Source organism: Rhodanobacter denitrificans (assembly GCF_003335105.1).
Taxonomy (GTDB): Bacteria; Pseudomonadota; Gammaproteobacteria; order Xanthomonadales; family Rhodanobacteraceae; genus Rhodanobacter; species Rhodanobacter denitrificans_A.
Map to the genome: position 1 here is coordinate 60,597 of NZ_QFWQ01000011.1, position 14,755 is coordinate 75,351.

Consider the following 14,755-nt stretch of genomic DNA (forward strand, 5'->3'; position numbering starts at 1 on the left):
GTAGACGGATTCCATGACGACGCCCCGCGGAAGGCGCATGCGTCGGTAGATGGCAAGGATACCCGCGCGTATCGTCGTCGTGAAATCCTGCTTCCTCCGGACGACGGTGGAGTGGGGGTCGCGCGGGACGCGGTCATGCTGTGGAGGTCAAGGCGGCCGGTGGGGGTGGGAAGTGTACGTCCACACGCAGGCCACGTTCCTGTCCATTTCGAAAGACGACCTCGGCATGATGGCGCCCGGCGATGCGCCGGACGATGGCCAGGCCGAGCCCGCTGCCCTGCTCCTGGCTGCCGCCCACACGGAAAAAACGCTCGCTCAACCGCGGCAGCAATTCCGTCGGCACGCCCGGCCCGTTGTCCTCGACGCTGAGGGTGGCGCCGCCGCCGTCCCGCGCCTGCAGCCGCACCGTGATGTCGCTGCCGCGGCCGGCATAGCGCACGGCGTTGTCGATCAGGTTGTCCAGCAGGTCCTGCAGGCCGGCCGCGTCGCCGAGGATGTACAGCGGCTCCTGGCGACCCTCGTAGCCGAGGTCGACGCCGGCGCGGATCGCCTCGTACACGCGTTGCGACACCGCCTCGGGGATCAGCCTGGCGAGATCGAGCAGGCGGTAGTCGCCGGTATCGGCTGGAGCCGCCTGCGCGCGGGTCAGCGCGAGCAGCTGCGAGGAGGTGCGCGCGGCCCGCCGGGTCAGTCGCTGGATGTGGTCGAAGGCGTCGGACAGCGTCTCCGGCCGCGGGTCGGCGAGCGCGCGGTCGACGTGCAGGCTCAGCCCCGCCAGCGGGGTGCGCAGCTGGTGCGCGGCATCGGCGATGAAGCGGTCGTGCAGGGCCAGCATGCCGCGCAGGCGACCGAACAGCGCGTCGATGGTGCGGGTCAGCGGCTGGATCTCCTGCGGCACGTCGGGACCGTCGATCGGCGCCAGTTCGTCCGAGCGGCTGGCCAGCCGCGCGGTCAGCGGTTCGAGCACACGCAAGCCGCGGCTGACCCCGAACCAGACCAGAGACAGCACGCAGGCGATCAGGAAGGTCTGCATGACCACCGCCAGCAGCAGGATCTCGCGCGCCTGCTCGTGGCGGTCGCGCAAGGTCTCGGCGACGACGACGGTGAGGCTGTCGCCGGGGTCGTCCGCCGTGGTCACCCGCACATCCGCCGCGCGCAGGGTGTGCCCGTCCAGGCGGGTGTTGTACAGCGTGGGCGTGGCGTCGGGCACCGACGCGGCCACCAGTCGCGCCAGCCGGCCGTCGCCCGCAAGCAGGCCGTGCCGGGAGCTGCTCACGCTGAAATAGCTGCGGCCGACCGGATCGTATTCGAGCAGGAAGCGCGCCTGCGGCGTCAGCCGCCCGCCGTGCGGATCCTTGCCAAGCATCTTCGCCAGCGTCAACGCATCGCCGCCCAGGTCGCGGTCGTGCACCCGGTTGGCATAGGTCAGCGCCACGCCGTAGCTCAGCAGCGCATCCAGAAGCAGCAGCACCGCCATCGGGATCAGCAGGAATACCAGTAGCCGGCGACGCAGGCTGGGGCGCAAGGGCGACGACCGCTTCATGCCGACCCGCTGCCTTCTTCGGCAAGCTCTTCCAGCAGGTAGCCCAGCCCGCGGATCGTGCGCACGCCGGTGCCGCTGCCGTCCAGCTTGCGGCGCAGGCGGTGGATGGCGATGTCGAGGCCGTTGTCGGTCAGGTCCTGGTCCCAGTCGCACAGCGCCTCGACCAGTTGCGCGCGGCTGGTGACCCGGTCGGCGCGCAACGCCAGCGCCTCCAGCAGGCCGAACTCGCGCGCGGTGAGCTCCAGCGGCGTCTGGTCGACCCAGGCGCGATGCCCGGGCAGGTCGAGCCGCAGCCGGCCGAGTTGCAGTTCCGGCTTGCCCTGGCTGCTGGCTCGCCGCAGCAGCGCGCGCACGCGCGCCTCGAACTCGGCCAGCTCGAACGGCTTGACCAGGTAGTCGTCGGCGCCCAGGTCGAGCACGCGCACGCGGTCGGGCAGGCCGTCGCGCGCCGTGATCACCAGCACCGGCAAGCCGGTTCCGCGGTTGCGCAGGCGCTGCAGCACCTCGCTGCCGTCGAGCACGGGCAGGCCGAGGTCCAGCACCAGCAGGTCGTAGTCGTGGTCGCGCAGGGCTGCATCGGCGAGGCCGCCGTTGACCACGTGGTCCACCGCATGGCCGCCATGCCGCAGCGAGGCACGGATGCCTTCGGCAATGGACAGGTCGTCCTCGGCCAGCAGAATGCGCATCAAAACTCCGGGTTGCACGCGAATGTGCCGCATCATGGACCACCGGGTCGATGCTGTCTCGTGCGGCTCGGCGGCGTGGATGGGGTCGCGGCGGACCGGTTTCCAGTCTTTACCCGCGTCCGTTCAGACAACGCCGGCGGCCCGCGGTTCGCGGCGCGGGGCCCGTTCAGTCCGTCACGTTCGCCGGCAACGCGCTGAACGCGTCGCCGCGAGCCAGTGCGGTGACGGTGTGCGGGCCGGGTGCCGCAGGATCGGGGCTCCGTGCCGCCCGGCCTGCGCCGATCTCACTCCGGCGTCTGCCGGCCCAGCCAGTCGCCCAGTTGCATCAGCACCTGGCCGCGCCCGGGCTCGGCCTCGTTGAACAGCTCGTGGTACAGCGTCGAGAAGAAGCGCGTGGTCAGCCGGCCCGTCGCGGCTGCCTTGCGGGCAAACTCGCGGCTGCCAGACGGATCCACCAGCTCGTCGCTGTCCGCCACCAGCAGCAGGGTCGGCTGCGCCAGACGGTTGGCGTCGGCGATGCACGCAGCGCCGGCGCGGAAGATGAAATCGGCCAGCCGCGGCGTGATCCAGCCGTGCTGCAGCGGATCACTGCGGTAGTCGGTCATCACCTGCGGATCGTGCGACAGCTTGTCGACGTCCAGCCCGTTGCGCAGCGGCAGGCTCGGCGCTACGCGGCTCAACAGCCGCGCCAGGGTGATCATCCGCGGCGACTCCCAGCTGCGCAGCGCCGGCGAGGACAGCAGCAGCGCCGGCGGTGCAACGCGGCCATCCAGCGCCGCACGCAGCGCGACCAGCCCTCCCATGCTGTGGCCGAGCAGCAGCGGCGGATGCGGCAGGCCGTTGGCGTAATCGTTGTAGACGGTGGCGAGATCTTCCAGCAGGTCGTCGCCGTGGCGCAGCCGGCCGCGACCGCCCGGGGTCTGGCCATGGCCGCGCTGGTCGTAGCCGCGCACGGCATAGCCGCGCTGGTTGAACCACGCCGCCAGGCGCCGGTAGCGGCCGCTGTGTTCGCCCAGCCCGTGCACCAGCAGCACCGCGCCGCGCGCCTGCGGCAGCGGCCAGTCGCGCAGGAACAGCCGCTGGCCGTCGGCCAGGTCGAGCCAGGACATAGGTTCGGTGCCGTCCGCAGGACGGTTCTGCAGTGCCGCGTGCATGGGTGGTTTCGCGTCCGTTTTTCGGGTCCGGCACCGCCGCGCGTGCCGTCGGGGTCGGCACGGATCCCGGCTGGCCGGGGTCCGTGCCGGTGCAGGCATCAATGTTCCGTGACGCGCATGTCCTTCGTCAGCAGGTCGAGCTTGCCCTTCATGTCGGCCTGGGGCTGGGTGCCCGCGGTGCCGTAGAAAGCGGTGTACAGCACCGTGGACGGCTGGCTGCCTGCGGCGGCCGGGGCGACCACGGCGTTGATCTTCATCAGGTCGTTCTCGTAGCGCGCCACGCCATTGTAGGGATACTCGCGCTCCGCCAGCTTGCGCCAGCGGCCGCTCAGGTCGTCGTCCAGCCCGGGCGGCGGTGCGACGTAGCGCTGCACGTTGACGTTGTTGTGGTCGTCGGAGGCGGTGTCCTTCCAGACGTTCACGTCGCCCACGTCCCATACCGGCTTGCCGCCGTCCAAGAAGAAGCGGAAGCCGAGCCACAGCAGGTTGTCCGGCTTGACCGCCTGCAGGGTGGAGGGATAGGAGAACGCCACCCGCGGCGAGGTGTAGCTGAAGCGGTGGTCGTAGTCGAAGTCGATGCGGATGCCCTTCAGCGTGGCCGGCTGCAGCGCCGGATTGCCGAGGAAGTCCTTCCACTGCGCCAGGGTGCCCTGGTAGGTGACGTGGACGAAGCTGCTGATCTCGGCCAAGTCGAGCATCGTGTCGTGCTCGTGGGCGGGCGGCGTGAAGCGCACCAGCATCACGCTGCCGTCAGGCACCGGCAACGAATACGCCATCACCAGCGCATTCGCGTAGGGCAGCGGCCAGACGGCGACGTGCCAGGGTCGCCGCCAGCGGTCGAGGTGGGTCGATTCCCGCACCGGCTTGCCGAGCGAGGTGATCTTGACCTTTTCGCCGGCGACCGCGCGCTGGAACATGCCGGTGCGCGCCAGCAGGTCCATGCGCGATTTCGCGTCGCCGTAGAACGTCGCCGCGGCCACCCCGTCGGGCCGGCGCAGGCGGACCAGTCCATTGTTCGCGACCGCGCCGGTGGCCACGTAGCCGTTGCCGTCCAGCGCGAAACGCTGCGCCTGTCCGCCGGCACGCCGCCATTCGCCGTCGCTGCCGCGCACGATCAGCGTGGGAAAACCATCCAGCTGCGTCTGCTGGTGCAGCAGCCTTGCCGAGCCCGCGCCGCTCGGAAACAGGTTGGCGGATTCCCTGGCGAGCAGCGCCTTCAGCTGCGCATCGCTGTTGGCGTCGATGCGCGACTGGAACTCGCGGTAGAAGTCGCCCAGGCCGACCGGCAGTGCGAACCGCGCCTTGAGCTGGCTGTTCTCGACCGTATCGAACAGGTCGAGCTGGTAGGCAATGCGCGACTCCATTTCCGCGTTGCCGGACGGCGCGTCCAGCACCTCATGGATCGGCAGCGCGTAGTTGAGGTTCTCGTTGGCCGACTTCATCAGCACCACGCCGATCAGCTTGCCGTCCTTGTCCAGCAGCGGGCCGCCGCTGTTGCCGGGCGAAGCGGCGGCGGAGAAGCGCATCCACTTCCAGGCGCCGTTCTCCTGTTCCGGCGTGTCGGAGGTGTACAGGCCGTCGCGGATCACCACGCCGGTGCCCAGCGCGTTGCCCACTGCATAGACCACCTGGTTGAGCGCCGGACTGGCGTCGACCTCCAGCGCCGCGTCGCCCGCCGGCGGCTGCGCCAGCGTGAACACCACGAAATCCTTGCCCAGCGAGAATTTCTCGATCTTGCCGATCGGGTACACGCGGCCCGCGGCGTCGCGCAGTTCGGGCGGCCCCCACAGGCTGGCCTCGCCGGCCAGCAGCACGTGCCCGGCGGTGACGTAGCGGTTGTGGCCGATCGCGAACGCGGTACCGATCGAGTAGTACTTGTCGGTACGCTCCTGGTAGGGCAGCAGCTCCAGCGGCAGCGGCCGTTCGTAGCTCAGCGTGTCGCCGGTCGGTTTCGCCTGCACCACCTCGAAGGTGGCCGCCTGGATCTTCGGCAGCATCGCGGGATCAAGGCTGGCCGCGCGTGCCGCCGTCGCCCCCGCGAGGCCCACGCCGGACAGCAGCACCAGCATGCCGAACCCGCGGATCGCTCCCTCATACCATGTGCGCATAGGTTTCCTTTGCTCCGCGGCGGCCACCCACGGACTCCCCTCGGCATCCTCGCGGGCAGCGGCCGGCATGCATCTTGGCATGGCCGCACGCCGCGTGCATGGCAGACCCGGGCCGCGGCGCGGGCGATGCGCTGCCCGGCCGCTCCTAGCACCGGCGCGGCCGGTTACGGCTTACAGCTCGGCGCGGAATTCCACGCCGATGATGCGCGGGTCGTTGACGAACGCGGTGCGGTTGTTGAAGTCGATCGCACCGGTGATCGCCCGCTTGTCGGTGATGTTGCGGCCGTACAGGGCGACCTCGCGGCGGCCGTAATCCCAGTTGTAGCCGAGCCGCACGCCGCCTTCCAGCAGCGGCTTGCCCTTGAACTCGGCCGAGTCGTACAGGAAGAAGTTCACCTCACTGCGGTAGTTCCAGTCGGTGTAGACGAAGAACTCACCACTCTCGCCGTAGGGGATGCCGTAGCGCGCGGTGAGCGTGCCGATCCACTTCGGCGCGTTCGGCAGGGTGTTGCCATCGACCAGCGCGTTGCCCGCGGCGTTGAGCGGATCGAGCACGGTGCAGCCGGAACCGCACACTGCCACCGCCAGGCCCGGGTCCTTCAGCTTGGTGAAGTTGTAGCTGCCGCCGGCGGTGAGCACGAAGTTCGGCGTGAGGTAGGCCTCCAGGTCGAACTCGGCGCCGTAGCCCTGGGTCTTCTTCGCGTTGATCAGGCGGGTGACATTGATGTCGCCGCCCACCGCGGTGAGCTGCTGGTTGTGCATGTTGTAGCCGTACACGTCCGCGTTGAAGCGCACGTGGTTGTCCATGCCGGTGGTCTTGACGCCCAGCTCGTAGCTGGTGATCGTCTCGGGCTTCGCCTGCGAGATGAAGTCGGCGAACAGCACGCGGCCCTGCACGCTCGGCGCACGGAAGCCGTTGGCGACGCGCGCGTAGACGTTGACGTTCGGATTCAGCGTCCAGGTGCCGGTGAGGTCGCCGCTCCAGCGCGAGTCGTGCGGCTGCGCAGTCAGCAGCAGCGGGCCGCCGCCGATCGGCGACAGCACACGGTCCACCTTGAAATCGCGCGAGTCGTGCGACCAGCGCGCGCCGGCGCGCAGCTCGAAGTCGTCGGCGAGCTGGTAGTTGGCCGAGCCGAACAGCGCCCATGCCTTGGTGCGCTGGGTCTGCCTGGCGTAGCCGTCCAGCGCGTGGTTGTTGAAGGTGGCGTAGTCGAAGTTGCTGATCGCGATGTCCTCGTCGAACCAGTAGGCACCGACCTGCCAGTTGAGCTTGTCCTGCCCGTTGCTGGCGAGGCGGAATTCCTGGGTGATCTGGCGGTCGTGCGGCAGCGCGTCGGCGGTCTCGACCGGGAACGGGATGAAGCCCGGGCCCATCGGCGGATGGAACACCGCGCCGTAGCCGCCGTCGACGTCGCCGAGGCTGTAGGTGGTGGCGTGCTCCAGCCCGGTGATCGAGGTGAAGGTCATGTCGCCCAGGTTCCACGCCAGGTGCAGGTTGCTGCCCCAGCTGAACAGGTGCTGCTTGTTGCGGCCGTCTTGCGCCACCTTGTAGCGGTCGAAGCCGGGCACGAAGCTGGGGCTGCCCAGCTCGATCGCATTGGCGCGGTTGACCATCGCGCTGCCGTCCAGCCAGCGCGCGTGGCCGTTGAGCAGCGCGCTGAAGCCGCCGTCCTCGTACAGCGCCTGCAGCCGGACGGCGCGGTCGTTGTAGCCGCCCAGCACGTCCTTCTGCCCGGTGAAGGTGTTGTCGATCCAGCCGTCGCGGTGCTGCGCCAGCGCCGAGATGCGGCCGGACCAGTGCCCGCCGAGCGCGCCGCCCAGCGCGGCCTCGGCGTTCGCGGTGCCGAGCGAGCCGTAGGAGAGGCGGGCATAGCCGCTGGTTTCCTGGCTGGGCCGCACCGACTCGAACTTGATCACGCCGGCCGGTGAGTTGCGCCCGAACAGCGTGCCCTGCGGGCCGCGCAGCACTTCGACCTGGGCCAGGTCGAACAACGGGAAGCCCTTCAGGATCGGGTTCTCCTGCACGATGTCGTCGTACACCATCGACACCGGCTGCGAGGCGTTGAGGTCGAAGTCGCTGTTGCCCAGGCCGCGGATATAGAAGCGCGGGAACTCGCGGCCATAGGACGTCTCGGCATACACGCTGGGCGCGCGCGAGGCGAGCTGCAGCACGGTGTCGCCGGACTGGCCGAACGCCTCCAGCTTGTCCGGCGTCAGCACGGTCAGCGCCATCGGCACCTTCTGCATGTTCTCCACCCGCTTCGAGGCGGTGACGTTCACGGTCTGCAGTTCGGTGGCCTTGGCGGCCTGCGGCTTGGCCGGAGCAGCGGCCTGCGCCGCGGCGGCGACCGGCGCCAGTGCGGCAGCAAGGCAGGCAGCAAGTACGGCGGGACGCAGCGAGGTGACAGCGCGCATGGTCGGTCCTTTTGTCGGGGGAATGGACGACCGCAGTGCGGCCCACTCCGACACCGCGTCGTCAACGCATTGTCATACGACCGACCGTTTTGTGAAAGCGGACCGCGGCAGGGCTAACGCTGCATGCCGGCGGGAAAGACGCCGGGCAATCGCAATTTCGCCTGCTGCTCGATCTGCACCGAGGAATGGCCGAGCAGCAGGTGGCCGGTGCCGGCCTCTACGCGCCAGCCGTGGTTGCGCTCTTCGTAGCGCGCGAAGCGCACCGCCGGCAGGGTGAGGCGGATCCGTTTCGTCTCGCCCGGCTGCAGCGACACCTTCTGCCAGCCGACCAGCCGCGATGCCGCATCGCCGTGGAGCCGCGCGTAGAGCTGCGGGACGTCGGCGCCGGCACGCCCGCCGGTGTTGGTGACCGTGAACGACGCCGTCACCGTGCCGCCGGCATCGGTGGTGATGGCCAGCGGGCCGTAGCCGAACGTGGTGTAGCCGAGGCCGTAGCCGAACGGGAACAGCGGCTCGCTGCCGCGGCGCTGGAACCAGCGGTAGCCGACGTCGGCGCCTTCGATGTCGTAGTCGACCGTGTCGGCGGGCTTGCCCTGCGGCAGCAGGCCGATCTCGGCCAGGCCGGCGCCGGCGATGGTCGGGCGCGGCAGCTGCGACTCGTCGCGCGGCCAGCTGAGCGGCAGCCGGCCGGACGGATCGACCTCGCCGAACAGCAGCCGCGCGATCGCCTCGCCGCCGGCGCCGCCGGGATACCACGCCTCCAGCACCGCCCCCGTCTGCGCCAGCCACGGCATCGCCACCGGGCCGTTGTTCTCCAGCACCACCACGGTGTGCGGGTTGGCCTTGGCGACGGCGGCGACCAGCGCGTCCTGGTTGCCGTCCAGCGCCATGCCTGGACGGTCGAACGACTCGGCCGCCCATTGCTGCACGAACACCACCGCCACCTCGGACGACGCGGCCAGCTTCGCCGCGGCCTCGATGTCGGCGCCGCTCGCGTAGCGGGCGTTCCCGCTCACGCGCCGGGCGATCGCCGCCAGCGGCGCGGACGGGTGGTATTTCACCGGACCGGGCCACGCGGTCGGCGCCAGGCCGACCACCGGGTTGCCGTCCGGCGCAGTCACCGCCGACGAACCGCCGCCGGCCAGCACGCCCTTGTCGGCATGCGCGCCGATCACCGCCACCGACTTCAGCGTTCCCGCCAGCGGCAACAGCTTGTCCTGGTTGCGCAGCAGCACCGCGCCGGCTTCGGCGGCATCCTGCGCCACCTTCGCGTCGGCGGCGTAGTCGATCGGCGCCGGTTCGGCCGGATGGTCGATCGCGCCGACCGCGAACAGGCTGCGCAGGATCCGCTGCACCATGTCGTCCAGCCGCGCCTGCGGCACCTCGCCCCTGGCGATCGCCTCGCGCAGCGGCCCGTCGAAGTAGACCTGCGGGTCGAACGTCTCGCCGGCCGATTCCTGGTCGAGCCCGGCCAGCGCCGACTTCGCCGCGCTGTGCACCGCGCCCCAGTCGGACATCACGAAGCCCTTGAAGCCCCAGTCGTGCTTGAGCACCTGGTCGAGCAGCCACTCGTTCTCGCAGGCATAGGTGCCGTTAACGCGGTTGTACGCGCACATCACCGAGCCCGGCTCGCCGATGCCGAGCGCGATCTCGAACGCGCGCAGGTCCGATTCGCGCGCGGCGACCGGATCGAGCTTCGCGTTCATCGTGTTGCGGGCGGTTTCCAGGTCGTTGATGGCGAAGTGCTTGACCGTGGACACCACATGCTGCGACTGCACCCCGCGCACCGCGTGGCCGACCATGATGCCGGCCAGCAGCGGATCCTCGCCGGCGTATTCGAAGTTGCGGCCGTTGCGCGGATCGCGCAGCAGGTTGACGCCGCCGGCCAGCAGCACGTTGAAGCCCTTGCGGTGCGCCTCGAGGCCGATCATCGCGCCGCCGGCCTCGGCCACGGCCGGGTCCCAGCTGGCCGCCGTCGCCAGTCCGGAGGGCAAGGCGGTCGCGCCATCGCTGCTGTGCGCGTTGAGCGGGCGCGCCACGCCCAGCCCCGCGTCGGTTTCCTGCAGCGCCGGCAGGCCCAGCCGCGTCAGCGCCGGCACGAAGCCCGCCGAACCCAGCGCGCCGGCTGGCATCGGCCGCCCATCGGAGCCGCTGCCGTAGCGGGCGGTGATCAGCTGGAACTTCTCGTCCGGGGTCATCGCCTGCACCACCAGGGCGGCGCGCACATCGGGCGACAGCGCCGCGTCCATCCACGGCCGTGCCGACGGTTGTTCCGCGGCGGCCGTGCCGCCCATGACGGCGAGGGCGATGGCGCTGGCAAGCAGATACGGCGGGCGACGGGACATGGACGACCTCGGCATGGGAAAGGGGTAGCGTGGCAGTGGACCACAGGGTGCTAACGTAACGTTTTCATCGCAAGCCACCACGTCACGATCCGACGCTTCGCGCTTGCGTGAAACGCCGATGGTACCCATCTCCGGAGGACCATGACGCCCCCGCTCGCCGATTTCCACCCCGCCGTCGCCGCGTGGTTCCGCGGCGCCTTCGCCGCGCCCACCGCGGCGCAGGCAGCCGCGTGGCCGTCGATCCGCGCCGGGCGGCACACCCTGGTCGCCGCGCCGACCGGCTCGGGCAAGACGCTCACCGCGTTCCTCGCCGCGATCGACGCGCTGGTGCGCGAGGGCGTCGCCCATGGCGGCGCGCTGGCCGACGCCACCACGGTGCTGTACGTGTCGCCGCTGAAGGCGCTGTCGAACGACATCCACATCAACCTGGAAGCGCCGCTGGAAGGCATCCGCGCCGAACTGGAGAAACTCGGCCTGCCCGATGTGGCGATCCGCACCGCCGTGCGCACCGGCGACACCCCGCAGGTCGAACGCAACCTGCTGCGCAGGCAGCCGCCGCACATCCTGGTGACCACGCCGGAATCGCTGTACGTGCTGCTGGGGTCGGCTTCGGGGCGCGCCATGCTTTCGGGCGTGCGCTCGGTGATCGTGGACGAGATCCACGCCATCGCCGGCAGCAAGCGCGGTTCGCACCTCGCGCTCTCGCTGGAGCGGCTGGAGTCGCTATGCAGGCGGCGGTTGCTGCGGATCGGCTTGTCGGCGACGCAGAAGCCCATCGAAATGGTCGCTGATTTTCTGGTCGGTACCGGCGAGAGCCCCGCACTTGCTCCTCCCCCTGCCGGCCCCAAAGGGGCTTCCTTCGGTCGCAGTGAAGGGGGCAAAAGCGCAACCATCGTCGACGTGGGCCACACCCGGGCGCGCGACCTCGCCATCGAAGTGCCGCCGGTGCCGCTGGAAGCGGTGATGTCGAACGACAGCTGGGAACTGGTCTACGACCGCCTCGCCCAGCTGGTGCGCGCGCATCGCACCACCCTGGTCTTCGTCAACACGCGGCGGATGGCCGAGCGCGCGGCGCGGCACCTGTCCGAGCGGCTGGGCAAGGAGCACGTCGCCGCGCATCACGGCAGCCTGGCGAAGGAGCTGCGGCTGGATGCCGAGCAGCGGCTGAAGCGCGGCGAGCTCAAGGTGCTGGTGGCGACCGCCTCGCTGGAGCTGGGCATCGACATCGGCGAGGTCGACCTGGTCTGCCAGCTCGGCTCGCCGCGCTCGATCGCCGCGTTCCTTCAGCGCGCCGGCCGTTCCGGCCACAGCATCGACGGCACGCCGAAGGCTCGGCTGTTTCCCGCCACCCGCGATGACCTGATCGAATGCACCGCCCTGCTCGACTGCGTGCGCCGCGGCGAACTGGATGCGCTGGTGATGCCGCCGCAGCCGCTCGACGTGCTGGCCCAGCAGATCGTCGCCGAGGTCGCCTGCAGCGAGTGGGACGAGGACGCGCTGTACGCGCTGGTGCGCCGCGCGCACCCCTACCGCGAACTCGCGCGCAGCGAATTCGATGCGGTGGTGCGCATGCTGGCCGAAGGCTTCACCACCCGCCAGGGCCCGCGCGCGGCGTACATCCATCGCGACGCGGTGAACCGGCAGCTGCGCCCGCGGCGCAGCGCGCGGCTCACTGCGCTGACCTCCGGCGGCACCATTCCCGACACCGCCGACTACAAGGTAGTGCTGGAGCCGCAGGCGATCATCGTAGGCACGGTGAACGAGGATTTCGCGGTCGAGAGCATGGCCGGGGACATCTTCCAGCTCGGCAACACGAGCTACCGGATCCAGCGCGTCGAGCGCGACCGGCTGCGGGTGGAGGACGCGCGCGGCGCGGCGCCGAGCATTCCGTTCTGGCTGGGCGAGGCGCCGGGGCGCAGCGACGAATTGTCGTTCGGCGTGTCGCGGCTGCGCGAGGAGATTTCCGCGCAGCTCGACGCCGGCGGCGTATCGGCGGCGGTCGTCTGGCTGCACGAGCAGCTCGGCCTGGACGAAACCGCCGCGCAGCAACTGGTCGACTACCTCGCCCGCGCCAAGGCCGCACTCGGCGTGCTGCCCAGCCAGCACACGCTGGTGCTGGAGCGTTTCTTCGACGAATCCGGCGGCACCCAGCTGGTGATCCACACACCCTGGGGCAGCCGCATCAACCGCGCCTGGGGGCTGGCGCTGCGCAAGCGCTTCTGCCGCCAGTTCAACTTCGAACTGCAGGCGGCGGCGACCGAGGACGCGATCGTGCTGTCGCTGTCCACCAGCCACAGCTTCCCGCTGGAGGAAGTGGCGCACTACCTGCACTCGAACAGCGCCGAGCACGTGCTGGTGCAGGCCCTGCTCGACGCGCCGCTGTTCCCCGCGCGCTGGCGCTGGAACGCGGTGACCGCACTGGCGCTGCCGCGCTTCACCGGCGGCAAGAAGACCCCGCCGCCGCTGCAGCGGATGAAGAGCGAGGACCTGCTCGCCGCGGTGTTCCCCGACCAGGTCGCCTGCCTGGAGAACATCGTGGGCGAGCGCGAGGTGCCGGACCATCCGCTGGTCAACCAGACCCTGCACGACTGCCTGCGCGAGGCAATGGACGTGGACGGCCTGCTGGCGATCCTGCGCCAGCTCGAAGCCGGCGCCATCGCCATCGTGGCGCGCGACCTCACCGCGCCCAGCCTGCTTGCTTCCGAAGTGTTGAACGCCGCGCCGTACGCCTTCCTCGACGATGCGCCGCTGGAGGAACGGCGCACCCAGGCGGTGCAGACGCGGCGCTGGAACGGTGCCGACAGCGCCGACGACCTCGGCCGGCTCGACCCCGAAGCGATCGCCGCCGTGCGCGAGGAAGCGTGGCCGCAGGTGCGCGATGCCGACGAAATGCACGAGGCGCTGACCTTGCTGGGCTTCGTCACGGCAGCCGAGGTCGATGCCAACTCCGGCTGGCGGGAACGGCTGCAGTCGCTGTCGAAGGCGCAGCGCGCAACCCGGCTCGGCGACGTCTGGATCACCGCCGAGCAACTGCCACTGTGGCAGGCGTTGCATCCCGCCGCCGCGATGCAGCCGCCGATCGCCGCACCCGCCGAATACGCCGCGCAGTCGTGGTCGCGCGAGGACGCCGTACTGGAACTGGTGCGCCATCGCCTCGGCGGACTCGGCCCGGTCAGCGCGAATACCCTGGCCACCTCGCTGGTTGTCGATAGGGGCGAGGTCGAACAGGCCCTGCTGCGCCTGCAGTCCGAAGGCTACGTGATGCAGGGCCGCTTCAGCGCCGATGTCGCGGATATCGAATGGTGCGAACGCCACCTGCTGGCGCGCATCCATCGCTACACCATCGGCCGGCTGCGCCGCGAGATCGAGCCGGTCAGCCGGCGTGCGCTGATGCGCTTCCTGTTCGACTGGCAACACGTGTCGGCGGCCACCCGTCTGAACGGGCCGGACGCACTGGCCGCCACGCTGGCGCAGCTGGAAGGCTACGAGGCGGCCGCCGGCGCGTGGGAGAGCGAGCTGCTGCCGGCGCGCATCGCGGACTATTCGATCCACTGGCTGGACGAGCTGTGCCGCGCCGGCCGCATCAGCTGGGCACGATTGCGCACCGGCAGCGGCGGTGGCGGCGGCCCGGTGCGCAGCACCCCTATCGTGCTTTTGCCTCGGCGCGGATTGGCCGTCTGGACGTCCGTAGCCGCGGGCGAACCGCAGGAGATCCTGCTGTCGTCGCGCGCCCAGGCCGTCGCCGACACGCTGCGCGAACACGGCGCACTGTTCTTCGACGAGCTGCTCACCGACACCCGCCTGCTGCGCACCGAACTGGAGGATGCGCTCGGCGAACTGGTGGCCGCCGGCCGGATCAGCGCCGACAGCTTCGCCGGCCTACGCGCCCTCCTGCTGCCCGCGGCGAAGCGCGACGGCGGACGGCATCGCCGGCTGCGCCGGCACCAGCTCAGCGGCATCGAGGATGCCGGACGCTGGGCGCTGGCGCGCGGCACGACGACGGGCAAGGCCGAACCCGAGGCGATCGAACACATCGCGCGCACCTTGCTGCGCCGCTACGGCGTGGTGTTCTGGAAGCTGCTGGAACGCGAGGCGCCGTGGCTGCCGCCGTGGCGCGAACTTCTGCGCGTGTACCATCGGCTGGAGGCGCGCGGCGAGATCCGCGGCGGCCGTTTCGTCGAAGGCCTGGTCGGCGAACAGTTCGCCCTGCCCGAGGCGATCGCGCCGCTGCGCGCGGTGCGCTCGCGCGCGGACGACGGCGAGCTGGTCTGCCTCAGCGGCTGCGATCCGCTGAACCTGGTCGGCACCGTGCTGGCCGGCGACAAGGTGCCGGCACTCGCCGGCGCACGCGTGCTGTACCGCGACGGCATGCCGATCGGCGCGCTCGTCGCCGGCAAGGTCACGCCGCTGATCGAACTGTGCGCCACCGACACCCAGCGGGCGAAGCACGCGCTGCTGCGCTACCCGCCCTCGCTGCCGGAAACCCCGGCCATCGCACGCTGAC

The 14,755-nt window shown here is 70.6% G+C and carries 7 protein-coding genes; 1 reads left to right on the forward strand and 6 read right to left on the reverse strand.

Features of this window, described 5'->3' with window-relative positions; genetic code table 11:
• Window positions 1-133: 133 nt before the first annotated feature.
• The 6 genes from DEO45_RS15715 to DEO45_RS15740 all read right to left on the reverse strand — a co-directional run bounded on the left by DEO45_RS15715 (window position 134) and on the right by DEO45_RS15740 (window position 10,251).
• Window positions 134-1,543 carry a sensor histidine kinase gene (locus DEO45_RS15715; RefSeq protein WP_114345609.1) on the reverse strand — a complete coding sequence of 470 codons (1,410 nt, stop codon included), beginning with the start codon at window positions 1,541-1,543 and terminating at the stop codon, window positions 134-136.
• Window positions 1,540-2,229: a response regulator gene (locus tag DEO45_RS15720; protein WP_114345612.1), complete on the reverse strand. Its 690-nt coding sequence runs from the start codon at window positions 2,227-2,229 to the stop codon at window positions 1,540-1,542. Before DEO45_RS15720 ends, DEO45_RS15715 begins: the two co-directional genes overlap by 4 nt.
• Before the next feature lie 284 nt (window positions 2,230-2,513).
• Window positions 2,514-3,383: an alpha/beta hydrolase gene (locus DEO45_RS15725; RefSeq protein ID WP_114345613.1), complete on the reverse strand. Its 870-nt coding sequence runs from the start codon at window positions 3,381-3,383 to the stop codon at window positions 2,514-2,516.
• 98 nt (window positions 3,384-3,481) lie between these two features.
• The gene (locus DEO45_RS15730; RefSeq protein ID WP_114345615.1) at window positions 3,482-5,491 is read right to left on the reverse strand and encodes a S1 family peptidase; all 2,010 of its coding nucleotides are present in this window, start codon (window positions 5,489-5,491) and stop codon (window positions 3,482-3,484) included.
• A 171-nt stretch (window positions 5,492-5,662) separates the two neighbouring features.
• Window positions 5,663-7,906, reverse strand: coding sequence for a TonB-dependent receptor (locus DEO45_RS15735; protein ID WP_114345617.1), 2,244 nt, complete (start codon window positions 7,904-7,906; stop codon window positions 5,663-5,665).
• Window positions 7,907-8,019: 113 nt separating this feature from the next.
• Window positions 8,020-10,251, reverse strand: a complete 2,232-nt coding sequence (locus DEO45_RS15740; RefSeq protein ID WP_114345619.1) for a glycoside hydrolase family 3 C-terminal domain-containing protein — start codon at window positions 10,249-10,251, stop codon at window positions 8,020-8,022.
• A 141-nt stretch (window positions 10,252-10,392) separates the two neighbouring features.
• Between DEO45_RS15740 and DEO45_RS15745 the strand changes: the two genes are divergently transcribed.
• A complete protein-coding gene (locus DEO45_RS15745; RefSeq protein ID WP_114345622.1) occupies window positions 10,393-14,754 on the forward strand; it encodes a DEAD/DEAH box helicase in 4,362 nt (1,453 codons plus the stop codon).
• The last annotated feature ends 1 nt before the right edge of the window (window position 14,755 follow it).

Bases quoted from the DNA above. Each gene is read 5' to 3' on its own strand.
- DEO45_RS15715 (WP_114345609.1), bottom strand. From the start codon at position 1,543: ATGAAGCGGTCGTCGCCCTTGCGCCCCAGCCTGCGTCGCCGGCTACTG.
- DEO45_RS15720 (WP_114345612.1), bottom strand. From the start codon at position 2,229: ATGCGCATTCTGCTGGCCGAGGACGACCTGTCCATTGCCGAAGGCATC.
- DEO45_RS15725 (WP_114345613.1), bottom strand. From the start codon at position 3,383: ATGCACGCGGCACTGCAGAACCGTCCTGCGGACGGCACCGAACCTATG.
- DEO45_RS15730 (WP_114345615.1), bottom strand. From the start codon at position 5,491: ATGCGCACATGGTATGAGGGAGCGATCCGCGGGTTCGGCATGCTGGTG.
- DEO45_RS15735 (WP_114345617.1), bottom strand. From the start codon at position 7,906: ATGCGCGCTGTCACCTCGCTGCGTCCCGCCGTACTTGCTGCCTGCCTT.
- DEO45_RS15740 (WP_114345619.1), bottom strand. From the start codon at position 10,251: ATGTCCCGTCGCCCGCCGTATCTGCTTGCCAGCGCCATCGCCCTCGCC.
- DEO45_RS15745 (WP_114345622.1), top strand. From the start codon at position 10,393: ATGACGCCCCCGCTCGCCGATTTCCACCCCGCCGTCGCCGCGTGGTTC.